Origin of the sequence: Nocardiopsis salina YIM 90010 (assembly GCF_000341025.1) — a bacterium.
Taxonomy (GTDB): Bacteria; Actinomycetota; Actinomycetes; order Streptosporangiales; family Streptosporangiaceae; genus Nocardiopsis; species Nocardiopsis salina.
In genome coordinates this window covers 34,433-57,760 of the sequence record NZ_ANBF01000076.1, presented here as the reverse complement: position 1 = coordinate 57,760, position 23,328 = coordinate 34,433, and the positions used below count along the sequence as shown (strand labels likewise).

General features: G+C 70.7%; 21 protein-coding genes. 3 read left to right on the top strand and 18 right to left on the bottom strand.

Features of this window, described 5'->3' with window-relative positions; all coding sequences use genetic code 11:
- Positions 1 to 119: 119 nt before the first annotated feature.
- The 7 genes from D474_RS0107805 to D474_RS0107775 all read right to left on the bottom strand — a co-directional run bounded on the left by D474_RS0107805 (position 120) and on the right by D474_RS0107775 (position 10,084).
- Positions 120 to 707, bottom strand: coding sequence for a GNAT family N-acetyltransferase (locus D474_RS0107805; protein ID WP_017613027.1), 588 nt, complete (start codon positions 705 to 707; stop codon positions 120 to 122).
- A gap of 228 nt (positions 708 to 935) precedes the next feature.
- The gene (locus D474_RS0107800) at positions 936 to 3,404 is read right to left on the bottom strand and encodes a PEP/pyruvate-binding domain-containing protein (protein WP_017613026.1); all 2,469 of its coding nucleotides are present in this window, start codon (positions 3,402 to 3,404) and stop codon (positions 936 to 938) included.
- Between the two features lie 67 nt (positions 3,405 to 3,471).
- Positions 3,472 to 4,137 (bottom strand): class I SAM-dependent methyltransferase, encoded by a 666-nt coding sequence (locus tag D474_RS0107795; protein WP_017613025.1) that lies wholly within the window; start codon positions 4,135 to 4,137, stop codon positions 3,472 to 3,474.
- The gene (locus D474_RS0107790; protein ID WP_040703144.1) at positions 4,134 to 4,505 is read right to left on the bottom strand and encodes an STAS domain-containing protein; all 372 of its coding nucleotides are present in this window, start codon (positions 4,503 to 4,505) and stop codon (positions 4,134 to 4,136) included. The genes D474_RS0107795 and D474_RS0107790 overlap by 4 nt, the downstream gene beginning before the upstream one ends.
- Before the next feature lie 320 nt (positions 4,506 to 4,825).
- Entirely contained in the window at positions 4,826 to 5,863 is a 1,038-nt protein-coding gene (meaB, locus tag D474_RS0107785; protein WP_040703143.1) for a methylmalonyl Co-A mutase-associated GTPase MeaB, read from the bottom strand.
- 73 nt (positions 5,864 to 5,936) lie between these two features.
- Positions 5,937 to 8,159, bottom strand: coding sequence for a methylmalonyl-CoA mutase (scpA, locus tag D474_RS0107780; RefSeq protein ID WP_017613022.1), 2,223 nt, complete (start codon positions 8,157 to 8,159; stop codon positions 5,937 to 5,939).
- Positions 8,156 to 10,084: a methylmalonyl-CoA mutase subunit beta gene (locus tag D474_RS0107775; RefSeq protein ID WP_017613021.1), complete on the bottom strand. Its 1,929-nt coding sequence runs from the start codon at positions 10,082 to 10,084 to the stop codon at positions 8,156 to 8,158. The genes scpA and D474_RS0107775 overlap by 4 nt, the downstream gene beginning before the upstream one ends.
- Before the next feature lie 264 nt (positions 10,085 to 10,348).
- Between D474_RS0107775 and D474_RS27950 the strand changes: the two genes are divergently transcribed.
- Positions 10,349 to 11,020 (top strand): hypothetical protein, encoded by a 672-nt coding sequence (locus tag D474_RS27950; RefSeq protein WP_017613020.1) that lies wholly within the window; start codon positions 10,349 to 10,351, stop codon positions 11,018 to 11,020.
- Between the two features lie 210 nt (positions 11,021 to 11,230).
- On the top strand, positions 11,231 to 11,914 hold the full coding sequence (locus tag D474_RS0107765; protein WP_017613019.1) for a hypothetical protein: 684 nt from the start codon (positions 11,231 to 11,233) through the stop codon (positions 11,912 to 11,914).
- Between the two features lie 116 nt (positions 11,915 to 12,030).
- On the opposite strand, the gene D474_RS0107760 is transcribed toward D474_RS0107765, so the two are convergent.
- The 9 genes from D474_RS0107760 to D474_RS0107720 form a co-directional block, all read right to left on the bottom strand.
- Positions 12,031 to 12,474, bottom strand: a complete 444-nt coding sequence (locus tag D474_RS0107760) for a hypothetical protein (RefSeq protein ID WP_017613018.1) — start codon at positions 12,472 to 12,474, stop codon at positions 12,031 to 12,033.
- Positions 12,471 to 13,961: a serine/threonine-protein kinase gene (locus D474_RS27945; protein ID WP_026118263.1), complete on the bottom strand. Its 1,491-nt coding sequence runs from the start codon at positions 13,959 to 13,961 to the stop codon at positions 12,471 to 12,473. The genes D474_RS0107760 and D474_RS27945 overlap by 4 nt, the downstream gene beginning before the upstream one ends.
- A 159-nt stretch (positions 13,962 to 14,120) precedes the next feature.
- Positions 14,121 to 14,714, bottom strand: coding sequence for a hypothetical protein (locus tag D474_RS0107750; RefSeq protein WP_239647016.1), 594 nt, complete (start codon positions 14,712 to 14,714; stop codon positions 14,121 to 14,123).
- 81 nt (positions 14,715 to 14,795) lie between these two features.
- Complete coding sequence (locus D474_RS0107745) at positions 14,796 to 15,719, bottom strand: hypothetical protein (RefSeq protein ID WP_017613016.1); 924 nt, start codon at positions 15,717 to 15,719, stop codon at positions 14,796 to 14,798.
- Positions 15,720 to 15,767: 48 nt separating this feature from the next.
- Positions 15,768 to 16,412 (bottom strand): transposase family protein, encoded by a 645-nt coding sequence (locus D474_RS0107740; RefSeq protein WP_017613015.1) that lies wholly within the window; start codon positions 16,410 to 16,412, stop codon positions 15,768 to 15,770.
- A 181-nt stretch (positions 16,413 to 16,593) separates the two neighbouring features.
- Positions 16,594 to 17,055: a hypothetical protein gene (locus D474_RS0107735; protein ID WP_017613014.1), complete on the bottom strand. Its 462-nt coding sequence runs from the start codon at positions 17,053 to 17,055 to the stop codon at positions 16,594 to 16,596.
- 174 nt (positions 17,056 to 17,229) lie between these two features.
- Positions 17,230 to 18,687 (bottom strand): outer membrane protein assembly factor BamB family protein, encoded by a 1,458-nt coding sequence (locus D474_RS0107730; RefSeq protein WP_017613013.1) that lies wholly within the window; start codon positions 18,685 to 18,687, stop codon positions 17,230 to 17,232.
- Positions 18,688 to 18,827: 140 nt separating this feature from the next.
- Positions 18,828 to 19,448: a YigZ family protein gene (locus tag D474_RS0107725; RefSeq protein ID WP_017613012.1), complete on the bottom strand. Its 621-nt coding sequence runs from the start codon at positions 19,446 to 19,448 to the stop codon at positions 18,828 to 18,830.
- A 126-nt stretch (positions 19,449 to 19,574) separates the two neighbouring features.
- Positions 19,575 to 21,179: an SLC13 family permease gene (locus D474_RS0107720; RefSeq protein ID WP_017613011.1), complete on the bottom strand. Its 1,605-nt coding sequence runs from the start codon at positions 21,177 to 21,179 to the stop codon at positions 19,575 to 19,577.
- Positions 21,180 to 21,454: 275 nt separating this feature from the next.
- Between D474_RS0107720 and D474_RS0107715 the strand changes: the two genes are divergently transcribed.
- Positions 21,455 to 22,069, top strand: a complete 615-nt coding sequence (locus tag D474_RS0107715) for a superoxide dismutase family protein (protein WP_017613010.1) — start codon at positions 21,455 to 21,457, stop codon at positions 22,067 to 22,069.
- Between the two features lie 84 nt (positions 22,070 to 22,153).
- Here the strand turns inward: D474_RS0107715 and D474_RS0107710 are convergent, their stop codons facing one another.
- Together D474_RS0107710 and D474_RS0107705 are read right to left on the bottom strand one after the other, a co-directional pair.
- Entirely contained in the window at positions 22,154 to 22,870 is a 717-nt protein-coding gene (locus tag D474_RS0107710) for a YidC/Oxa1 family membrane protein insertase (protein WP_017613009.1), read from the bottom strand.
- A 155-nt stretch (positions 22,871 to 23,025) separates the two neighbouring features.
- Positions 23,026 to 23,325: a DUF6412 domain-containing protein gene (locus D474_RS0107705; protein ID WP_017613008.1), complete on the bottom strand. Its 300-nt coding sequence runs from the start codon at positions 23,323 to 23,325 to the stop codon at positions 23,026 to 23,028.
- Between the last annotated feature and the right edge of the window lie 3 nt (positions 23,326 to 23,328).

Sequence of the window (23,328 nt, the reverse complement as noted above, 5' to 3'; positions counted from 1 at the left end):
CGATTCCTCGGGGGATCTTGCTACCAGAGCCAATATCGGCGCTGAACCCTGCTCTGGTAGCAAGATCCCTGGCCCGGGACGACCGGTACATGTGCACGACGAGCGTGCGGACCACAGGCTCAGCGGTCCGGGTCGTCGGCGTGGAACTCGGCGAACTCGCGGTCCAGGACCGACATGAGGACCGCGTCGTGCCACTCGCCGTCCCAGTACAGGAATTCACGCAACACGCCTTCCTCGCGGAACCCCGACCGGGCGTAGGAGCGGCGCGCGTTCTCGTTGAACTCGAAGACCTCGAGGCCGACGCGGTGCAGCCCGACCTGCTCGAAGGCGTACTGCAGGACCAGGTCGGTGGCCGCGGTGCCGAAACCGTGCCCGGTCTGCTCCATCCGGAAGAGGGCGATGCGGTACCCCGCGGACGCGTTGTGGTGGTCCAGGTCGAGCAGAGAGCACTCGCCGACCGCCTCGCCGTCCGCCTGCGCAAAGATCACCCAGTCGGCTCGGTCGTGGTGGTCCGGGCGGGTCGCGATCCACTGCCGCAGTTTTTCCTCGCCGAAACGCTGGTGGGTGCCGGTCAGGCGGCGCACGCGCGGGTCCATGTCGACGAACTCGCGGACCAGGTGCTCGCCGGTTCGGGCGTCCAACGGTTCCAGCCGCACACGGTTCCCGACGAGGGCCGGTTGGTCACGCAGAGCGTCGGCAGCGATCATGCTCGCATGAGAACAGAAACGGAGGGCCGGGGCAACGGTCATTCGGGGCAGGACGGCGCACCAGAGCGCTCCGCTCGACCGTTGACAGCCGTAGCGGTCCTGGCCAGGCCAAAGGCACTGTTCGCCCATCCGCCCAACTCCCCCTCCGTCCCCGGGAGACCCCATGAGCGACTACCACCCCGGCCTGGAGCACCTCTCGGCACCCGCTGAGCAACACGCCAGGAGCCGTCAGGAGCGGGGCAGGTCCTCGTCGTGGGGCCGGACTGTGCCGGCGTAGCCGTCCACCGTCACCGTCTGCCCGTCGCTCAGGGTCTCGGTGGCCCCGCGCAACGAGATGACGGCGGGGATCCCGTACTCGCGAGCGACCGTGGGACCGTGCGCGACGGTCGATCCGGTCTCGACCACGAGCGCCGACGCGGTCATGAACAGCGGCGTCCACCCGGGATCGGTGGTGGGCGCGACCAGCACGTCGCCCGGGTCGAGGGTGGCGCCCAGCGGATCGTGGATCACACGCACGCGCCCGGTCGCGGTTCCGGGCGCCGCGGGTACGCCGAGCAGTAGCCCGTCCTCCGCCTCGGGCTGCGGCAGCGCGGCTTCCAGGTCGGTCCCGTCGGACAACAGCAGCGGGGGGATGTGGCGGCGCCGCAGTTCGCGGCGGTACTCGGCACGGCGCCGAGCCACCGTCTCCCGCAGGTCCTCCCCCCGGACCGCTCGCCCGGCCTCCGCGAGCTCGAGGAACATGATGTCCTCTGCACCTTCGAGCCTTCCGCGCTCGACCAGGTCGGCGCCGACCCGCAGCAGCTCCCTGCGGGTCTCACCGATCGCGTAAAGCCACACGAACTTCGGGTACTCGCGCAGGCCGCCGATTCTCCGGGACCGGTCGAACAGGAAGTCGGCGACCGCCCCGCGCCACGGGGAACTCCGGCGGGCGCGGGCCACGAGCTCGGCGCGGGTGCGCTCGGCCTCGTGGGCGGCGCGCTCGAATCGCCGGTCCGGTGCCTCGTCGGAGTCGGTGACCCGCAGGTAGTTGGCCAGGAGCCCGAACACCGGTGCCGGGTCCTCGGCCCACCGGGGCACACCGACGTCGACCTCGGCGGCGCTGCGCTGCCCATAACGCTCGAGGAAGCCTTCGAGGCCGATGTCGGGCAAGCGGCCCTCGTGATACCAGGCGGCGAGCTCGTCGGCGTCGTACCCGAGGAAGAGGTCGCTGTGATCGGCCGCGCGCCGCGACACCCGCCACAGGTCGAGGTCCATCTGGGTGGTGACGTTGTGCGGCATGCCGCGCAGGACCGCCTCGACCTCGCCCTCCTCGGCGATCCCGGCGAGCACTGTTCGGGGCAGCTGCGCGACGGCCAGGGCGGTGTAGACAGGGCCGAGCATCCGGATGAGCCTGGCCAGCGCCCGGTGTTGGAGAGCCTCGGCACGGTCGAGGCGGGCCGGCGCGTCCCCAGGCTCGGACGGATCGCGCACGGTCTCGGCCCGCAGTTCCTCCCCCACCTGCAGAAGGTGCTGACGGGCCCCGTCGGGGTCGACGAGGGAGGCCACTGCGCCGCGCACGATCCCGGCCACGCGCGGGAGGCTGCGCACGGCCACCCGCGCCACGGTGGTCGGGGACAGACGCAAGGGCAGGGGCGAGAACCGCGGGTCGGACAGCAGGCGTTCGAACGCGCGCCCGGCCCTGGGTCCGTACAGCTCCATGGAAGCGGGCAGGGAATCACGGATCCAGCGCGTGCGCACCAGGCGGGTCACGTCGAGGTAGATGCGTCCCCCGATGTCGAGGAAAAGGGAGGGGGCGTCCTCGGTGCTGCCGTCACCGAGTCCGACGGTGGCGGCCCAGCGTCCACCGACCGACCTGAGTACGGACATGCCCATCGGGGTGAAGGGCCGGAGCATGCCCTGCATGTGGCCGCCCTCGAAGTACACGCGGGCCCCGTCGTCGGGCCGTGGCGGGATCGGGAAGAGCGTGGTGACGGCACGGGACTGCAGGATCCACCGCGTTCCGTCCGGACCCAGGGCCCACTCGATGTCGCGCGGCCCGTTCTGGGCCTCCTGCAGTCGTTGTCCGGCCTCGTGCAGGGACTCGACCTCGGCACGGGTGAGGCAGCCGTCGTCGGGGCCGGTGGTACTGCCGTCGGGCGCGCGCACGTAGTGGTCGGGCTGAGCGGTGCCGTCGACGACGCCGGTTCCCCGGCCCGGTACGGCGTCGACGACAGTGGTGTCCCGGGTCCCGGTGACGGGGTCGGCGGTGAACAGGACACCGGCCGTGCCGGGTTCGAGCATGCACTGGACGACCACGGCCATGCGCACGGAGTCGTCGGGGATGTCGAAGTCGCGGCGGTAGGAGACCGCGCGTTCGGTCCACAGGGAGTCCCAGCAGCGCCGGATCGCACGCACGATGCCTTCGGTGCCCTCGACATCGAGGTAGGTGTCCTGTTGCCCGGCGAACGAGGCGTCGGGCAGGTCCTCGGCGGTGGCGCTGGAACGCACCGCGACCGGCCCGCCGCCGAGCTGTTCGTAGGCGGCCGCCACGGCATCCTCGGGGATCTCGCGTGCGTGGTGGGCCGCGGTGGTCACACAGAAGCCCGGGGGCACGTTCTCGCCGGCGCGCAGGACCTCGGCGAGCCCGGCGGCCTTGCCTCCGACCAGGCCCCGCATCCCAGGGGTGATTTCGTCCAGGGCGACGACGTACTCGCTCATGCCCCCATGATCCTCGGCGACGTCCGCGATGCCCAGCCCTCGGCCCGGGCGCGTCCGGGCGGCCGGCTCAGGCGGGGCGGGTCCACACGAGGCTGTAGCGCCAGAACAGCAGGCGCCGGACCTGCGCCCCGGGCAGGCGGCGGGCGGCCTCGGCACGGACCTCCGGCAGCGTCAGCACCGGGTCGCACACTCGCATGGGCGCCTCGGGCACGCCGGGCGGGCCGGGCAGTCGGGACGGCGAACCGACCAGACGCAGGGTGGCCCCCATGAACCACTGCGGGAGCAGGGCGGCGCCCGTCGCGGCGAAGTCCGCGGGGTGGGCCTCCCGGTACAGGCCAAGGACGGCGAGGGTCCCGCCCGGTGCGACCGCGTCGGCGAGTCGGTCGAGGGCAGGGCCCAGAGGCATGTGGTGGAGCACGGCCACGGCGGTGACGGCATCGTAGGCGCGATACCCGGTGTCGGCCTCCTCGAGGGGAACCGCACGGTAGCCCACGCCCAGGCGCGCGGGGGTCAGGGCGCGGGCGCGGGCGATGGCGTCGGGATCGGCGTCGAGGGCGTCCACCCGCAGTCCGCGGACGGCGAGAGTGCGGGCCAGGCGCCCCTCACCGCAGCCGACGTCGAGCACGCGGACGGCGTGCTCGGGGAGTCTGCGGATCAGGTGGCCGTGGTAGTGGCTGTTGTGGTCCCAGGCGAGGGGGTCGGCCCGGGCGGAACGGGGAGGCCCGTTGCTCATCCGGCCTGGCTCTTGGCCTCCAACGCGTCCATGGCGCTGACGGCGGTGGCGACGTTCTGGTGGACGGGCACCTGCCGGTGCAGCCCGACCAGGCGCACGACCTTGGTGACCCGTTCGTTGAGTGCGGCCAGCGACAGGGCTCCGCCGGCCTCGCGCACCGAACGGTAGGTGCTGATGATGACGTTGAGTCCGCTGGAGTCCATGAAGTCCAGCGCGGACAGGTCCAGGATCAGCCATGGCCCGTGCGCGTCCATGGCCTGCTGGACGTGTTCCCGGAGGTCGTCGGCGGTCGCGATGTCGAGCTCTCCCTCGATCGCGACGATCACGCTGCGGCTCTCCACCCGCGTGCTCAGTCCGAGCCTGTGCACGTTCACTCCTCCCGGCCCCACGTGGCGATGTTGAGGGGTCCCTTGCTTCACCCTATGCAGACCGGGCGACCACGCCCACCGGGACCGGATTCCACTCCCGCCTCGTCGGCCCCGGTGCGGGGAAGCGCTCGGCGTGCCCGCTCGATCTGGTAGGTCGTCGGACACTCACGGTATAAGCGAACCGCCGCTTCGGGAATGGTGTCCCGGAAGAATTTTTCGCCTCCTGGGCACGAACCCCCGACCGAGGGGTCCGGTATCGCCTGCTCACCGTGGGTCATTTCACGACATGACGCCCGCCCTCGCGGATACCGGACAGTATTTCAGCCCGCTTCGACCTGTCCTGTACCGGCCCCGCCCCCAGCGGTCCCCGACCCCTGTGCACCGTCACGTTGAGTGAAGGCTTCGAGCAGCCGGCGGGCGGCGAGCGTGGCGGTCGTCTCGCCCGAACGCACCTCGTCCTCCGCCCCGGGGATGAGGGCACTCACGTCGGGGTCGCGCAGGAAACCGTCCATGAGCTGGTCGCGAACCTGGTCCCACATCCAGCTCACCCGCTGGCTGCTGCGCCGCCGGTCCAGCTCGCCCGAGGCCGACAGCACGTCGCGGTGCTCCTCCACGGTCGACCACACCCGCTCGNNNCAGTCCGGGTGCAACGGCTGCAGCAACCGCAACGCACGGGAGAGCTCCCGGGCGGCCTTGCGGGCGTCGTCGGCGTGCGGGCCGTCGGCCTTGTTGACCGCCACAACATCCACCAGTTCCAGGACCCCCTTCTTGATCCCCTGGAGCTGGTCGCCGGTGCGGGCGAGGGTGAGGAAGACGAAGCAGTCCACCATGTCGGCGACGGTGATCTCCGACTGACCGACGCCGACCGTCTCCACCAGCACCACGTCGAACCCTGCCGCCTCCATGAGCAGCATCGTCTCCCGGGTCGCGCGTGCCACACCGCCGAGGGTGCCCGCGGTGGGCGAGGGCCGGATGAATGCGTGGGGATCGGTGGCCAGGCGCTCCATCCGGGTCTTGTCGCCGAGGATGCTCCCGCCGGTGCGGCTGGACGAGGGGTCCACAGCGAGCACCGCGACCCGGTGGCCGTCCGCGGTGAGCATCGAGCCGAACGCGTCGATGAACGTGGACTTGCCGACCCCGGGCACCCCGGTGATACCCACTCGCTGCGCCTTGCCCGTGTGCGGCAGCAACCGCACGAGCAAGTCCTGGGCGGCCCGGGTGTGGTCGGGGCGGCGCGATTCGACCAGGGTGATGGCCCTGGCCAGCGTCGGCCGGTGCCCGGACAGCACACCCTCGGCCAGTGCAGGCACGTCCACGGCACGGCGCCGTCGCGGTGTGTTCGGCGTGGAGGCGGCCATGCTCACTCCCCTTCCCTGTCGCTCGCGGCCGGCGGACCCCCGCCCGGACCCCCGGCCTTCGGCCCCGGGGTGTTCAGGCCTGCTCCTCGGCCTGCTGGTCCAGCTGGTCGAGGAGGTCGATCGCGGCCTCGGCGATGACGGTCCCTGGCGGGAACACCGCCGCGGCTCCGGCCTCGTGCAGGGCCTCGACGTCGTCGGGCGGGATCACGCCGCCCACCACGACCATGATGTCGGGCCGGTCCAGCTTCGCCAGCTCCTCGCGCAGGGCCGGAACCAGGGTCAGGTGCCCCGCGGCCAGGGACGAAGCCCCGATCACGTGGACATCGGACTCCACCGCCTGGGTGGCCACCTCCTGCGGGGTCTGGAACAGGGGTCCCACATCGACGTCGAAACCCAGGTCGGCGAAGGCGGTCGCGATGACCTTCTGCCCGCGGTCGTGCCCGTCCTGGCCCATCTTGGCGACCAGGATGCGGGGGCGCCGTCCCTCGGCGTCGGCGAAGTCCGCGACCCGCTGCGTGACCCGGTCCATGAGCCCTGCGGTGTCGCTGCTCTGCGCGGCCTCGTCCTTGTACACACCCTGGATGGTACGGATCTGTCCCGAGTGGCGGCCGAAGACCTTCTCCATGGCATCGGAGATCTCGCCGACCGTGGCCTTGGCGCGCGCGGCGTCCACGGCAGCGGCGAGCAGGTTGGACTCCAGGCTCTCGTCGGCCTTCGACTCGCGCGAGGCCGCCTCGGACAGCGCGTTCAGGGCGGCGGTCACGGCGTTCTCGTCGCGTTCGGCGCGCAGGCGTTCCAGCTTCTCGAGCTGTTCGGCGCGCACCCGCGAGTTGTCTACCTTGAGCACCTCGATGTCGTCGGGGGTGTCGGGAAGGTACTTGTTGACGCCGATCACGGGCTGGCGTCCGGAGTCGATGCGCGCCTGGGTGCGGGCGGCCGCTTCCTCGATGCGCATCTTCGGCAGGCCCGCGTCGATCGCGGCGGCCATACCCCCGGCCTTCTCGACCTCCTGGATGTGCTCCCAGGCCTTGGCGGCCAGCTCCTGGGTGAGGCGCTCGACGTAGTAACTACCGCCCCACGGGTCGACCGTGCGGGTGGTGCCCGATTCCTGCTGCAGCAGGAGCTGGGTGTTGCGGGCGATGCGTGCGGAGAAGTCCGTGGGCAGGGCCAGCGCCTCGTCGAGGGCGTTGGTGTGCAGCGACTGGGTGTGCCCCTGCGTCGCCGCCATCGCCTCCACACACGTACGGGTCACGTTGTTGAACACGTCCTGCGCGGTCAGCGACCACCCGGAGGTCTGCGAGTGGGTGCGCAGGCTCAACGACTTCGGTTTGCTGCCGCCAAGGTCGCGCACGAGTCGCGCCCACAGCAGGCGGGCGGCACGCAGCTTGGCGACCTCCATGAAGAAGTTCATGCCGATCGCCCAGAAGAACGACAGACGCGGCGCGAACACGTCCACGTCCAGGCCCGAGCTCTGCCCGGCGCGGATGTACTCGACCCCGTCGGCAAGGGTGTAGGCGAGCTCTAGGTCGGCTGTGGCCCCGGCCTCCTGCATGTGGTAGCCGGAGATCGAGATGGAGTTGAACCGCGGCATCCGCTGCGAGGTGTAGGCGAAGATGTCGGAGATGATCCGCATCGACGGCTGCGGCGGATAGATGTAGGTGTTACGGACCATGAACTCCTTGAGGATGTCGTTCTGGATGGTCCCCGACAGCTTCTCGGGGGGAACACCCTGCTCCTCGGCGGCGACGATGTAGAGCGCCAGGACCGGCAGCACCGCGCCGTTCATGGTCATGGACACGCTCATGCGGTCCAACGGGATCCCGTCGAACAGCTGGCGCATGTCGTAGATGGAGTCGATGGCCACGCCCGCCATGCCGACGTCGCCGGACACCCGCGGGTGGTCGGAGTCGTAACCGCGGTGTGTGGCCAGGTCGAAGGCGACCGACAGGCCCTTCTGACCGGCGGCGAGGTTGCGCCGGTAGAAGGCGTTGGACTCCTGCGCGGTGGAGAACCCGGCGTACTGGCGGACTGTCCACGGCTGGTTGACGTACATGGTCGGGTACGGACCCCGCAGGTACGGGGCGATACCCGGCAGGCCGTCCACGAAGTCCAGGCCCTCGCGGTCGGCGGGCGTGTAGAGGGGTTTGACACCGATTCCCTCGGGGGTCTCCCATTCGAGGGCATCGGGGGCCTTGCCGGTGCCGGCCTCGACAGCGGTCTTCCAGTCGGCGGTGCTCGCGGCGGAACCGGAGGACTCCGGCGGCTCCGCGGCCACCTGGGACAGGTCCGGGATCATGCCTTCTCCCCCTGTTCACGCACGGGCTGTGCCGGCGGGTCGGTGTGCAGCAGGTCCACGATGTCGGTCAGGAGTTCCACGGCGTCGCAGCCCTGATGGGCGAAACCGTCCACCCCCGCCTGGCGGTACACGTCACGGGGTTTTCCGGCGAGCAGCACCCGGCGCGCCCCGGCGCCCTTGAGTGCCCGGGCGGTGTCCTCGGCGTGCTCGTCGTAGAGATCGTCGGAACCGCACAGGACCGCGATGCGCGCCCCCGACTCGGCGAAGGCGTGTGCAGCGGTCTCCGCCCCCTCCAGCGGACCGGGATCGATCGCGGCCACTCCTCCGGCGGCCAGCAGGTTCGTGGCGAACGAGGCACGGGCGGTGTGCGCGGCGACCGGGCCGAGCGTGGCCAGGAAGGCAGAGGGCCGCTGCCCGGTCGTGCGTTCCTGGGTGTCCGAGCGGTCGCGCAACGATTCGAACTCCTGGGCGTAGCGGCGCTCGGGGAGACCTCCCGGCTCGGGTGTGCGGGACGGGTCGGTGGGGCGTTCCAGCGGGGTCTCGGCGGCATCGGGGAACTCGCTGACGCCGGTGAGCGGGGCGCGGCGGTGGGCGATGTCGTCCCTGCGGCGCTGCCACACGTCCTCGACCCCCGCGCGCAGCACACCCTCGTCGAGGGCGCGGGCGGCGCCCCCGGCTGCCTCGATGCGGCGCAGGAACGCCCAGGCCGCCTCGTAGAGGTCCTTGGTGAGCGCCTCGGCGAAGAAGGAGCCGCCGGCCGGGTCGATGACGCGCGCCAGGTTCGATTCCTCCTGGAGGATCGCCTGGGTGTTGCGGGCGATGCGGCGGGCGAAGTCGTCGGGCAGGCCGACGGCGGAGTCGAAGGGTTCCACGGTGACGGCGTCGGCTCCCCCGATCCCGGCGGCGAAGCAGGCCACGGTGGTGCGCAGCATGTTCACGTGCGGGTCGCGGCGGGTCATCATCGCCTCGGACGTGGTGGCGTGGACGCGCATGGTGCGGTGGCGCGGGTCGAGCCCGCCGGCGGCCAGGACCTGGTTCCACATGGCACGGGCTGCGCGGAGCTTGGCGATGCCGGCGAACTGGTCGGCGCCCACGGCGAGTCGGAACTCGATGCGGCCCGCGGCGTCCTCGGGGCCGACCCCGGCCTCGTGCAGGGCACGCAGGTAGGCGGTTCCGGCGGCGATCGCCCACCCGAGTTCCTGGGCGTCCGATCCCCCGGCGCCGTGCACGGGGGTGCCGTCGGCGACGAGGAGGCCCAGATGGGGGCGCTCTCGCGCGCGGTCGACGGCGAAGCGCACCGGTTCTTCCACGTCGCAGGCCTCACCGGTGCGTGCCGCGGTGCCCAGCGGGTCGATGCCCAGGTGGGAGATGACGCGCCCGTCGGGGACCTCGGCGTCGGCGTGCGCGGTGAGCAGGACGTCGGCGGCCTCGGCGTACTCGTGTCCGGCGGACAACAGCACCGGCGCGAGGTCGAGGTGGACGTCGGTGAGGGCCTCGCCGAGGCGGTCGGCGGGCAGCCCCTGGCCTCCCACTGAGATCCACAGAGACCCGGCGCCGTTCATGAGGTCGGCGAGCACGCGACGGCGCAGGGCCGCCGGGTCCGCGTCGGCGTGGCGAGCGCGCACGTCCCAGCCGGTGGTGACGTTCCCGCCGGCACGGTACCCCCGAGTGAAGGGGGCGGTGCCCGGGAAACCGGGATCGGCAGCGGGCGGCTGCGAGGTGTAGAGGGGGTCGATCCCGAACCCGTCGTAGGAGGTGGCGGCCAGCACCGCCTCCGGCGCGTCGGCGAGCCGTTCCTCGTCCACACCGCTCTTGCGCAGCACACCCGCGACGAGTTCCCGCCACTGCGCGGTCGTGGCTTCGGGGAACCCTTCGGCCAGGTTGGGGGCGCCCGCTGCGGCTGCCCCGCTCTCAGGGAGGTCCATACTCCGGATGGTAGAGAATCACATTCGGTTTCGGGACCGCGGGGTCAGTGCTGACATCGATCCGCAGGCCACCGGTGCGCCACGGGACCCGCGTGTGACCGCCCTGCGGACGCCCCGAGAAGTGGGGTGCGTCATACCGCTTCGCGTCAACCGAACCCCGCGTTCGGGGGTCCCACACCACGCCGCGGGCACGACGAGGCCGCCCCCGCTGCCTCTCTCGGCCCGCCCCCCGGAACACCCCGCGACCGAGAGACGAACACGAGCATGCCGACCCCCGAACACCGTCACCGCCTTCCCCTGGCCCTGGCGGCCGTCGGGACCGCCCTGGCACTGGCCGCCTGCGGCACCGACGAATCCCACGACGAGAACGGCGCCGCCTCCGAAGAGGAACAGCAGGAGGCGAGCGTCGACTCGATCGACTGGCGCAACGCCGAGATCCCCGCCGAAGAACCCGGTGTGCCCGGAGAAGAGCTCCGGGAGCTCCTGCCCGAGAGCGACGACGACCTCGCCGCGTCCCTCGGTGCACGGGCGACCGAGGAACTCACCCGCATGGCCGGCGTCGTGGATCCGGAGGCCGCATCGGAGTGCCCGGACTTCCAGCACGAAGAAGGTGAGGAGTTCACCTGCACCGTCACGTTCCTGGGCGAGGACTTCGACTACGACGTGGTCCTCGGCGAGATCGGGGACTTCACGACCCAGTACGAGAGCGGCCTGTCGGAGATGCCTGTGGTGCGCGAGCACGTGGAGGACTCGATCCGCCACCAGGCCGAGATCGAGGACGTGCACTGCGACATGCGGGAGTTGGAGCGCGTCCCCCAGGACGAGCGCGACGAACTCGGCATCGACTGCCATGCCCTGGTCGATGACGAGGCCGAGGAGTGGGTGGTCGCTCCGCACATGTCCGGCGGGATCGTCGTCGCCCCGGACTACGGCTGAGCACCGGCCGTATCCCGGTTCGGCGGCCCCGCCGCCGAACCGGGGCGCACGCACCCTGCGTAACGCCCCGGTGAGGCCCGGAAACTAATCTGGGTCGTGCGGCAGAACCCGTGACCCGGTCATCGGGTCGGCCGCACACCGGCCACCGCACCCACCACGGTCGCCCCCGGCCGTTCTCCATCCCCTTCACCAGACAACGAGAGGTCCCCCATGATTCAGTCCGCACGCCGACATCGTCTCGCCCTCGGGCTGGCCGCCGCCGGTTCCGCCCTGGCCCTGGCTGCCTGCGGCACCGACGAGTCCGCCGAGCCCGACGACGGCGCCGCCGAGGAGGCCGCGGCCGAGGAGGACGAGGACACCGACGCCGACTCCGGCGGCGACGGGTGGAACACCGCCGAGGTCCCGACGGACCCGCCCCGCCTCGACGAGGACGAGCTGCCCGACGAGGAGCCCGACGGCGAGGACGAGCTCTCCGACCAGATCGCGTGGGAGGCCTTCACGGACGTCGCCGAAATGGCCGTGGTGGTCGACGAGGACGCCGACTGGCAGTGCCCCGACATCGAGAACGACGAGGGCGAGCAGGTCACCTGCACCGTCACCTACTTCGGTGAGGACTACGACTACGAGGTCACCATGGAGGGCAGTGACGGCTTCATGATCAACTACGAGGCGGAGATGCCCGAGGGCCCGCTGGCGCGTGAGGCCGCCGAGGACGCCGTCCGCTACTCCTCCGAGGCCGAGGAGGTGCGCTGCGACATGGACGAGGTCGTGCGCACGCCGCTGGACACCGACGACGTCGCCCGGTGCGAGGCGCGTGACGACGACGGCGAGACTCTCGACTACACCGTCGACGTGACCGTGTACGGGACCGTGACCGCCACGCGCGACCACTGACCCCGGTTTCAACAGCAACGGCCCTGCCACCGCGGCGGGGCCGTTGCTGTTGCAGTCCTGTAGCGGTGTGTTGCGGAGGTCGCCGGAGGTTGCGTGGGACGGGTGCCGCCCCGGGCTCACTCGCCGCAGTTGGTGCCGTTGCGCACGACCCAGTCGTCGCCGATCACGCCGCCCCAGTCGACGCACTCCCCCGCGGCCTCCAGGTACACCGGCCCCGCGTAGGTCGTCCACTGCCCCGGGTCGCGCTCCCACTCGGTCTGCGATCCCACCTTGAGCACGGCGTCCATGGCCATCTCCTCGCCCACGTCCTCCCGGATCACGACCACGCAGTTCTCCCCGTTGTCGTTGTTGTAGGTGAGGTACACGGTTCCACCCGGGACCGCGGCGCTGTTCACCACGCCGTAGCCGTCCCCGCAGACCCCGTTGTACGGGACCGGGGCCTGGTCCTGCGGGGAAGGGGCGTCGGGGGACGGGGCCGCGCCGACCACAGCGGTCACCGCGGCCAGGGCGATACCGGCTCCGGACCACCGGGCGAAGGGCCTGCGCACACGACGGTTCACTGTTCCTCCCAGGGCGGGGTTCCGGTACCGCTGGTCTCATGGTGCTCGACGATCTCGGAGATGCTCGCGGTCCCGTCGGCCTGCTCGGTGTAGGTGACCTCGGCGGAGATGGTGCGCGTCCCGGTGTTGACGTGCTCGGTCAGCGCCGCCGGGTCGGAGGGCACCGTTCCCGCGTCGCCGTTGCCGATGCTGCCGCCCTCCTCCTGGCAGAAACTCCACGCGCACAGCACGGTCGCGTCGTCGGCCACACCGAACTTGCCCTCCCCGTCGGCCGGCCGGAACGCGACCACGTGGGTGCCGTCCGGCGGCGATCCGTCCGCGTCCACACCCGCGCCGACGGTCGCGACGGTGGTGACCGGTTCGGAGTCCTCTCCCCCTCCGCCGAACCACGCGATCGGCGGGGCACCGCCGCCGTCGGACAGCAGACTCGCACCCAGCACGCCCGCCACCACCAGCACCGCCGCCGCGGCGGCCGACACCACCGCCCGGCGCCGCCCACGGGACACATTCCGGGGGCTCGGCGCCACCGTTACCTCGCGCTCCTCGGGCACCTCCACCCCGTGCCACGTGGCCTGCAGCGAGGCGGCCACCGCACTGCCCGCGACGCCCGGCGACTCGATGGGCCCGGCCGGCCGGGCCAGGTTCGCCACCTGCATCACGCCGATGACCAGTGCCATCGCGCTGGGCCGCTGAGCCGCGTCCTTCGACAGCGCCCGCGAAGCCAGATCGGCGAGCGGCCCGGTGAACCCCTCCATGTCCGGTTCCTCGCTCAGCACCCGGTGCGCCACGGCCGACGGGTCCCCCCGCCCGAACGGGGGCCGACCCGTGGCGGCGTAGGTGACCAGGGCGCCCCACGCGAAGATGTCGTCGGCGGTGCTCACCGGCTCGCCCCGGTAGTGCGCCGGACTGATCCACCCCGACGACCCCAGAACGGAACCCGTGCGGGTCAGCGCGGTCTGGTCGAGTGCCCGCGCGATACCGAAGTCCAGTACCCGCGGTCCTTCGGGCGACATCACGACGTTGGCCGGCTTGAGGTCCCGGTGGACCACCCCCGCGGCGTGGATCTGCGCCAGTGCCTCGGCGATCCCCACCGCGACCCCGTGCAGGAGGTCCTCCTGCAAGGGGCCCTTGTTCTCCCGCAGGTAGGCGCTCAGGGTCATCCCCCGAACCAGAGGGGTGGCCAACCACGGGCGCTCGCCCCCGGTGTCGGAGTCCAACAACGGCACAGCGCACGCGCCGCCCACCCGCGAGAGCATCTCGACCTCGCGGGAGAACCGGCTCCGGAAGTCCGGATCCGCGGCGTACTCCGGGTGGATCACCTTGACCGCGACCAGCGACCCGTCACCCGCCTGCGCCCCGTACACGACACCCATGCCTCCCGCACCCAGCCGGTTGACCAGGCGATACGGGCCCATCTCGGCTGGGTCGGCAGGCGTGAGGCCGGTGGCCGTCGCCGGCATCTGCACGGAGGTGTGGACGGGGTTCATGGGTCTCACAGATCCGGTGGATCGTCGGAGTAGGGGACGCGGACCGAGGGGCCGGGCGGCGGGGACCGAATCGTACGCCCCCGCCGCCCCGGGCTCCCCGTCAACCTTCCCCCGGAAGCCGCTCCGGCTCCCGGATGTGGCCGGATCCGGCCCCGCGGCTCAGCCGTTCTGGCCGCGCTGCTCCCGCTGTTCCCGCTGTACCGAGTCGGCATGCTTGTACTTCACGGCGTCGACGGGAAAGGGGACCTGGAGCGCGCGGGCGTCCATGCCCTCCTCGACCAGCGCGGGGAAGAGCTCGTCCATCGTGTCGCACCGTGCCGTGATGTACTTGCGGTCGCCGGTGACGATCTCGATGCCGGTGCCGCGCTTCCCATTGGTGAGGTTCTGGCCGAGGCGCCACACGTCGCGCCGCGTGAACTCGGCACGGCCGATGTAGGCGATCGCGCGGGTCGGGATCTTGAAGGTGCGGCGCCCGTTGCTGACCTCGAGAACGCCGCGCTTCAGTTTCACCTCGACGGCGGTGCAGACCAGCATCACGCCCAGGAGCATCACCGAGACGAAGATGACGAAGAACATGAACCACCAGGGTGCATCGTCGTCGGTGAACACGATGTAGGTGCCGGCCAGGAAGAACAGTGCGGCGACGATCTGCCCACCGAGGCGGTAGATCGGGTTGGTGACGACACTGGCCTGGTGGCGGACGCCGTTGTCGGTCGGCTGGGACTGCTGGGGATTCTGCGCAGGTTGGTTCATCAGGTGTTCCATGGGGATCGAGCAGCGGTGGAGCCGCCCCCGGGACCGCGGCCCGGGGGCGGCTCCGGAGACCGGTCAATCCTAGGGATCCGTAGCGCCGAGGCGGGAATCCGGGCTCAGGTGGACCGGCCCCTGGTGTGCGCACACCATGATGTCCTGTGGCGGACGCATCCGGACCGAGCGCACAGAAGAGGACAGGGTGAGTGCTGAGCCCCTGAGCCTGCCGCGCCGGGAGGCACGGTCACGGCGGTTCCTGATCAACAACTGGGTCCAGGACCGGCCGTACGTGTCGTGGCCACTGGGCATGTTCGCCTTTCTCCTGCCCTTCCTGGCGCTCGCGACGACCCCGATGTGGGAAGGAGTCTTCGCCCGGGACGAGGCGGCCTTCGGCCTGGCGGTCATGCTGCAGCTCCTCGCCGCGTTGGTGCTCATGCCGTTGCTCTGGCGAGTCGGCCACTGCCCGAGGTACGTGGCCACCGGACCGAACCAGAAGTACACCCGGCCGGGGTGGGACTCCGGGCGCATGCTCGGCGAGACGGGCGAGGTGGCCAACACCGGGCCCTCCTCGCGGCCGTCGAGCACGAGGCGGACGCGCCCACGACCGCCGTCCTCGGCCGTGGTGAGGAAGCCCCAGTACGGCTTGCCGCCGGACACGTAGCGTTCCTCGGCCTCGTCCCGGTCGATGCGCCACAGGTGAGTGAAGGCAGGGTGCTCCGGAGGGTCATGGTCACCGAACACCGCCGCATAGGACCCGTTCAGGGTGTCCCGCGACGGTATGGCCCCTTCGGAGACCAGCCGACCGTCGGCATCCCACGTCCGGCGCACCCGGGCCGCATCCGGTTGCGGGTAGAAGGTCTCCTCGCGAAGGTTGCCCTCGCGGTCCCACCCGTGTACACCGCCGAAGAAGATGTTCCCGTAGTGCACAGCCTCGAACTCCCGCAGGACCCCGGTCCACTCGTCGACAATGTACTCAGCACCGATCTTCTGCCCGCGCTCTACGGTCACGACGTCGAAGCCCAGCCCCCGATCGTGGTCGACGCTGCACCCGGAGGCTTATTCATAAGCCTCGAAGTAGCGGGTGTAGAAGTACAGGCCGATGATCACCGCAAGGGCCTCGGAGAACTTGGCCAGCGGAGCGCGGTAGCGGGTCTGGAGCATGCGCCAGGTCTTCAGGTGGGCGACAGCTCGCTCGACTGCGGCCCGCACACTGTCGATCACGGCGTTGGTGGCCTCCTGCTGCTCGGTCAGCTCCCCGTCCTGGGGTTTCTTGGTCGGGCTGATGTCGGCGTGCGCTTGGTAGCCCTTGTCGCCCAGGGTGCTGTCTGAGTCGATGACCAAGTCGTACAGGCCGCTGGCGTAGTAGGCGTGGGCGTCATGGCGTGCGCCGGGCACTGGCGTGGGGCCCACTGCGGCGAAGGCGCCCGCGGGTGTGGCGGCGAGTTGGAGGTTGAACCCGGTGGTCTCGTGCTTGCCCGAGCACATGCCCTCGGCGGTTGTCCAGTCCCAGGTGGGGGCGAGGGTGCCGTCGACCAGGACGGTGCAGGTGCCGGTGATCTCGGCCGGGTCGGGGATGAAGGCCCTCAGTTCGGCGCCGATGGGAGGGCGTAGCAGGTCCCAGCGGCGGCTGACGGTGGCCTGGGAGACGTCGAAGATCGCGCCGGCCAGGTCCTGGGTGAGGTTGTGGCGGTGCAGGGCCACGACAGGGCGATCGATCTGTACAGGCCCAGCGCGCCGGTCGGACTCCGGGCTGGGCGAGGAGCCCGAGCCGGTGGTGGACGCGGGCGGTGAGGTCGGTGAGTTGTTCGCTGGTCAATCCGGTTATACGTTGTAGGTCCAACGGCTCTTCTGCTTCGTCTGGTTGGTCTCTCAACCCCAGATTTCAGCGGAGGAGCCGTTGCTGTGTGGGCAGAACACGGAAACCTGCTCGAATCGTCCCCTTTGACTCTTTCGCGGGATGACTGGATCCCTGCTGTGAACAGGGCTCATGAATAAGCCTCCCGGTGAACGGTTCCCCTTCGAGTTTCGCCGTGAATTCGCCCAGGAAGTCCAGGTCGTCGAACCATTCCCAGCGCATCCTCAGGGGCGGCCGCGCATGCTCCACCCAGGGCGTCGGCATTTCGACGCTCCGGATTCCCCCGTTCCAGGGCAGGAGATGCTCGAAGGCGCACGCTGCCACGGCGGAGAGGCCGGCGTCCCAGAAGCGTTCCAGGATCCGCCCGGTCACGGCGACGTAATGGTCCAGGGCCACACCGTCCGAGCATTCCATCTCGATCTGGAGCGGCCAGAAGAGGAAATCGCCCTGACAGTCCGAGTTCCATTTTTGGTCCTTGTTCTCCCGCACCTCGACGGAGAACCTACCGGTGGTGACAACACCCTCGAGATCCTTCGGAGGAGGTTTTCCTTTGATCCCCCCGCCACGAAGATCTTGACGTAGGTGTCGAATTCGCTGGTCACCGGCGGGCTCCGTGCACCGGCGCCCCGGTCCGGTCGAGATCTGTGACCACGAAAAGGCTTCCTAGCTCGGGTCGTCGTCGGGGGAAGGCTCCTCGTCGCCTCCGTCGGCCTCGTCGTCCTCCGGGGGCGGGCCGACGACGAAGCGCTGGCGGTCCTGGACGAGGATCGCGTGCCCGGTCTCGGTCACGGCCTCCACCCGTGCGGAGAGCTCGTCGTCGACGAGGTCCATGGTGACGGCGTCGAGCACGAGCTGCGGGTTGCCGTTGTCGTCGCCGCGCTGGTCACCGTAGACGAACCCGCCGAAGGCGAAGGCCGGGGAGATCGCGGTGTCGTCGTCCTCCAGCCCCCAGCGCTCCTCGCCCTCGGCGAGGTCGACCGCGATGAGGGAGGCCTCACCGCTGGCCTGCTGCAGCAACAGGGTTCCGGTCTCCTCGTCGTGGAGACTGCCGGTGGCGCCGGGTGACGCGAAGGGTTCCGCGGCCGGGTTGGTGCCGGGTTCCCGCAGGGTCCACACGGTCTCGCCGGTGGCGGGGTCGTGCGCGGAGAGGGTGGAGGGCGCCTCGGGCTGGGCCCACCGGAGAACGAGCAGCCCGTCGCCTGTCTCCTCGGCGCCGACCTCGTCCTCGGTATCCTCCTCGTCATCCGCGTCCTCGCCCTCCTCGGGCAGCGTGTACCGGCCGAGGATCTGCGGGACCGCACCGGCCGCGGTGTCGGGCAGGCCGAGCTCCTCGTCCTGGCCGGTGACCGACCACAGTTCCTCGCCGGTCTCGTCCGTGTCGAGGGAGTGCGCGTACAGGGAGGTCGCACCGTCGCTCAGCAGCACGGTGTCGTCCCAGGCGGCGACCGGAACACCGAGGGGCGGATCCCCGTCCTCGTCCGCAGCGTCCCCTCCGTCGTCCTCCTCGGAGCCGTTCTCGCCGTCGACGTCCGCGTCCTCGGGCGGCTCGAAGTCGTAGCTCCACAGCTCCTCACCGTCGGTGTCGGAGACGGTGAAGGCGCCCCCGGGCTCCTCGTCCGACCAGTCGTCGGGGCGGTCGACGACCAGTCCGTCGAGGTAGGCGTCGTCGGCGTCGTCCGCGGCCCACACCTGTTCGCCGTCGGGTCCGAGCACGAAGGGCACGTCGTCGGTGTCGGCCATGAGCAGGACGGGCTCACCGTCGGAGTCGGAGGCGAAGCCGCGGAACCCGGCCTCCCCCTCCCACAGGGTCTCGCCGGTCGCAGCGTCGTGCAGCAGGTGGCGGTCCTCGCCGTCGGAGCTGATGAGGAACGCGCCCGCGACGGGGCTGATGCGCACGCCCTGCCCGTCGTCGAGCACGGGGTGCACGTCGGCGTCCTCGCCGTGGAGGTGGCGCAGGACCTCGCCCTCGAGGCCCGGGGGAAGGTCGCCCCGGAACTCGGTCGGCGGAGGCGAGGGTTCGGCCTCACCGTTCTGCGGTTCCGCCGGCTCGGGGTCGCCCGTGCAGCCGGTGACCAGCAGCATCGCGATGCCACAGGCGAGGGGCACGCGTGCGCTGCGCATGGACGTCTACTCCCCACGAACGATGACGTAACACGCCAAATCCTAAGCCGCTCGGCGGAGGACGGACACACGCCGGTCCCCACTCGTTACCGCGCCTTCACCGTGGATCCACTGTGCGGCAAAGGATCCGGGGCACGGCCCTAGGGTTCGACCTCCACGACCGTGGTGCCCTTCACCTCGTGGTCGGCCTTTCCCCCGGTGATCTCGGCCAACCACACGGCAAAGCCTTCGAGATCGTCCTCGGGCAGGGCGACCTCGATGCGTACACGCGCTTCGTAGGCGACTTCGCGCACGGTGTAGGAGGAGTCGCGCAGGTCGCTCTCCAAGCGCCCGCCGAGCACGTAGTCGGCGTACACGTCCACCAGCAGCAGAGTGCGGCGTTCCAGCACCCCGAACTCGTCGACAGCGGCCGAGACGGAGTTCCCGTAGGCGCGGATCAGCCCGCCCGCGCCGAGCTTGACCCCTCCGAAGTAACGGGTGACGACGGCGACGGCGTCGGTCAGGGAGCGGTGGCGCAGCACCTCGAGCATCGGCACTCCCGCGGTACCGCCGGGTTCACCGTCGTCGCTGGAACGTTGCACCGAACCGTCGTCACCCAGCACGTAGGCGGTGCAGTTGTGGTTGGCGCTCCAGTGCTCCTTGCGCCGGTCGGCGATGAACGCACGGGCGGCGTCCTCGCTGTCCACCCGTGCCATCGCACAAATGAACCGGGACTTCTTGATCTCGGTCTCGTGTTCGCCGCCGCGTCTGATCGTTCGCATGTCGCCTGTTCAACGTGGGTCGTGGGCCGCGGTCCAGTCTGCCGGATCGCCACCGCCGCACCGTTCCGGCCCGTGGGGGCGGGCAACGGTTCCCCGCCCGCGCACGGGCAGGGAACCGCGGCGGGTTCAGAGGGCGAAACCGAAGACCCAGGACATGGTCGTGTACATGGTTGCCAGGATCAGCAACAGGGAGCAGACGTTGAGCACCAGCCCGGCCTTGATCATCTGCCCGATGCGGATGTAGCCGGTGCCGAACACGATGGCGTTCGGCGGAGTGGCGACCGGCAGCATGAACGCCAGGCTCGCGGCGAGCGCGGCGGGCACGACCAGCGTCAGTACCGGCAGGCCGAGACCGATGGCGACACCGGCCATGACCGGGACGAAGATCGACGCCGTGGCGGTGTTGCTGGTCAGCTCGGTCAGAACCAGCACGATCACGGTGACGAGCAGGATGAACACCCACCCGGGAACATTGCCCAGGCCCTCGACCCGCTCACCCACCCAGAGACTCAGACCGCTGGAGCCGAACTGCGCGGACAGGCTCAGTCCACCGCCGAAGAGCAACAGCACACCCCACGGGAGCTTGACGGCCTGCTCCCAGTCGATGGCGCGCACGCCGCGGCGGCCGTCGACGGGGAGGATGAACAGGATGACGGCCGCGGCGATCGCGATCCCGCCGTCGGTGAAGTTGGCGAGCCAGGGCAGGGCACCGCCGATGCCTTCGGTCTCGGCCAGGAGCGGGATGAAGATCCAGGCCAGGGCGGTGCACACGAACACGGCGAGCACGGTCCACTCCCCGCGCGACATCGGGCCGAGGTCGCGCAGTTCCTGCCGGATGTGGGACCCGGCCTCCCCGAGGTCCTTGGTCGCGGGCCGGTAGATGATCTTGGTCAGCACGATCCAGCAGATGACGAGGAAGACCGCGGCGATCGGGGCGCCCACGAGCATCCATTGGCCGAAGCCGAGGTTGATGTCGTGTTCCTGCGACAGGTAACCGGCCATGAACGCGTTGGGCGGGGTCCCGATGAGTGTCGCGACGGAGCCGATGGAGGCTGCGTAGGCGATGCCCAGCATCAGGGCGGTCGCGAAGTTCGTGTCGGTCCGGCCGTCCCGGAGCTGGGTGACGAGGCCGATGACGGCGAGGCCGATGGGCATCATCATCATGGCGGTCGCGGTGTTGGAGACCCACATGGTGAGGAAGCCGGTGGCGAGCATGAAGCCGCCGATGATGCTGACCGGCCCGGTACCCACAGCCGCGACGATGGCGAGCGCGACCCGTTTGTGCAGGTTCCATCGCTGCATCGCGAGCGCGATCACGAACCCGCCCATGAACAGGAAGATGATCTCGTTGGCATAGGGCGCGGTGACATCGTCGATGGAGGTGTCCTCCAGGACGATGGGGAAGACCGCGAGCGGCAGGAGCGCGGTGGCCGGCAGCGGCAGGGCCTCGGTCATCCACCACACGGCCATGACGACGGCGACAGCGGCGACGAAGGCTGCGTTGGCCGACAGTTCGTCGCTCGGCACCATCGAACCGTCGTCGTCCTCGATGGGCAGCGGGATCTCGGGCATCGCCACGAAGGCGGCCAGGCCGAGCAGAGGGCCGAGGAAGAGACCGATGACGCGACGCACGATGGTGCTGCGTTCGGGTTGTTCAGCGGTGGACGAGGCCCCGGTTCCGGCGGTGTTGTGGGTGTTCTCGGGCGTCGGGGGATCCGATGGCTGACTCACGCTTCGCACCTTTCAATGTGACATCCGTTACATAATTCACCCCCGCTTGCGCAGCGAAACCCGAGCCCGCACCCCGAATCCGAACCGCAACCAGCCCCCCGTGGGGCGCACCGAGTGCGACCGATAGCATCCGGAACGTCGCACCCGAGGGCCTGAATTGGGCACACAGTTCTCCCTCGCAGCCTCTGAGACAGAACTTCCGCACCCATAGTTATCTGATTTCTACTGTGGGTAACATCGCGGACAGCCGTCGAGAAGACACCGGGAGTCCCGCCATGCGCACGATCCAGGTCGCCACCGGCCTCGCCCTGACCGCACTGCTCGCCGCCGGGTGCTCGGAGGGCGACCCCGACGCCGACGGTGCCGCCGGCGAGGAGGAATCGGTCGCCGAGCCCACGAGCTCGCCGAGCGTGACCGCCGCGACCTTCCTTCCGCCCGGCGAGAGCGCCGGAGCGATCACCTACGACGAGACGGCCGTGCCCGAGGGCGCCACCGCCGACGTGCAGGTGCGCGCCGAGGAGGACGCCACACAGATCGAGCTCACCGCCACCGGCCTGGAGGCGGACCGCGACTTCGGCGCCCACGTGCACACCGATCCCTGCGGTGAAGACCCCGAGGACTCCGGCCCCCACTACCAGGACGAGGTCGACCCGGAGGCCGACGAGGACAACCCGTCCGTCGACCCCGAGTACGCCAACCCCGACAACGAGGTCTGGCTGGACTTCACCACCGACGGCGGCGGCAACGGCGACGCGTCGGCGACCGTCCCGTGGGAGTTCCGCGACGGCGAGGCCCAGTCGCTGGTTCTGCACGAGGAGCACACCGCCACCGAGCACGGCGAGGCGGGGCAGGCCGGCGACCGGCTGGGCTGCGTGACCGTGGAATTCTGATCCGCAGGCGGGAGTGTTCCGCCGACGTTTCGACCGGTGCCCGGGGCCGCGCGGCCCCGGGCACCGTCGTTCCTGCAGACCCGGTCAGTCGGGCAGCACCCGGCGCAGCACCAACCGCTCCCCCAGCGCCCACCCTGTGGACGCCAGCAGGTAGAGCCCGGCCGCGAGCGGGACGAACGCGGCGATCACAGCGGTGGCGTAGGGCATGTAGGTGAGGGGCCCCGGAACCTGCGGCTGCCCCTCGACCGCCGTGACGGCGCGCATCGTGGGAAGCACGACGTAACGCCGCTGGGCCCAGGCGACCAGGGCGATGAAGGCGATGAGCACCGCGAAGACCGGTTCCGGTGCGAGCCCCTGGGAGATCGGGACGAGGCTCGCGCCGAGCTCGACCCCGGCGAAGGTGTGGGACAGCAGGGGTTCGTCGTCCCCGGCCGCCCCGATGAAGACGCCGTACAGGGCCAGGACCACCGGCAGCTGCACCAGCGCGGGCAGGCACCCGGCGAACGGCGAGGACCCCGCCTCGGCATGGACCCGGCGCTGTTCGGCGACCATCTTCTGCGGGTCGCCGCGGTACTGAGCCCCGATGCGCGCCAGCTCGGGAGCGATGCGCGCCCGGACCTTCTCGGCGCGCACCTGCAAGACACCCACGGGAACCAGGAGCAGGCGCACACCCACGGTCAGCAGGACGACGGACAGCCCCGCAGCGGCAGCGGGGACGGCGGGGGTGAGCAGTGCGGTGAGCGCCGCAAGAGCGCAGGAGACCAGGCCCATGGCGGCCGCGAAGGGAGCAAGACTGTACAAGGGTGAGGCCCTTCGTCCGAAGCGTTCATGACGGGACGTCAGGCCGCTCGCCGCCCCTCGGAGCGAGGCACGCGGGCGCGCGGCAGTGCCGGGGCACGGCTACGCAGGCACAGCGTGTGCACGGAAAGAACGAGGGACGGTGGAGACTGGCAGGGTCAGCGAGCGGCCGGAAGGGCCGGCCCGGGGGCCCGGGGACGGGGCTTGCCCGCGGTGTCGGGGGCGCGGTAGGTCACGATCGGGAGGCGCTCGGACCTGCGGCGCATCGCTCTGGCGGCGTCCGCGGCTGCCTCACCGGTGGGCCACGGCGCCAAGCGCCGGACGAGGTACAGCGCGAGGAAAGCGGTGGCGGCGGCCGTGACGACGACGAGGGCCCCGGGGGCGAGTGCGACGACGGCGTCGAAGGGCTGGGTCCCCAGGGTCAGGAACTCCATCACGAGGAGGAGCGCGTGGTACACGGT

Excerpts from the sequence above, each read along its gene's own strand:
- D474_RS0107805 (WP_017613027.1), bottom strand. The coding sequence starts at position 707 with ATGATCGCTGCCGACGCTCTGCGTGACCAACCGGCCCTCGTCGGGAAC.
- D474_RS0107800 (WP_017613026.1), bottom strand. The coding sequence starts at position 3,404 with ATGAGCGAGTACGTCGTCGCCCTGGACGAAATCACCCCTGGGATGCGG.
- D474_RS0107795 (WP_017613025.1), bottom strand. The coding sequence starts at position 4,137 with ATGAGCAACGGGCCTCCCCGTTCCGCCCGGGCCGACCCCCTCGCCTGG.
- scpA (WP_017613022.1), bottom strand. The coding sequence starts at position 8,159 with ATGATCCCGGACCTGTCCCAGGTGGCCGCGGAGCCGCCGGAGTCCTCC.
- D474_RS0107775 (WP_017613021.1), bottom strand. The coding sequence starts at position 10,084 with ATGGACCTCCCTGAGAGCGGGGCAGCCGCAGCGGGCGCCCCCAACCTG.
- D474_RS27950 (WP_017613020.1), top strand. The coding sequence starts at position 10,349 with ATGCCGACCCCCGAACACCGTCACCGCCTTCCCCTGGCCCTGGCGGCC.
- D474_RS0107765 (WP_017613019.1), top strand. The coding sequence starts at position 11,231 with ATGATTCAGTCCGCACGCCGACATCGTCTCGCCCTCGGGCTGGCCGCC.
- D474_RS27945 (WP_026118263.1), bottom strand. The coding sequence starts at position 13,961 with ATGAACCCCGTCCACACCTCCGTGCAGATGCCGGCGACGGCCACCGGC.
- D474_RS0107750 (WP_239647016.1), bottom strand. The coding sequence starts at position 14,714 with ATGAACCAACCTGCGCAGAATCCCCAGCAGTCCCAGCCGACCGACAAC.
- D474_RS0107730 (WP_017613013.1), bottom strand. The coding sequence starts at position 18,687 with ATGCGCAGCGCACGCGTGCCCCTCGCCTGTGGCATCGCGATGCTGCTG.
- D474_RS0107725 (WP_017613012.1), bottom strand. The coding sequence starts at position 19,448 with ATGCGAACGATCAGACGCGGCGGCGAACACGAGACCGAGATCAAGAAG.
- D474_RS0107715 (WP_017613010.1), top strand. The coding sequence starts at position 21,455 with ATGCGCACGATCCAGGTCGCCACCGGCCTCGCCCTGACCGCACTGCTC.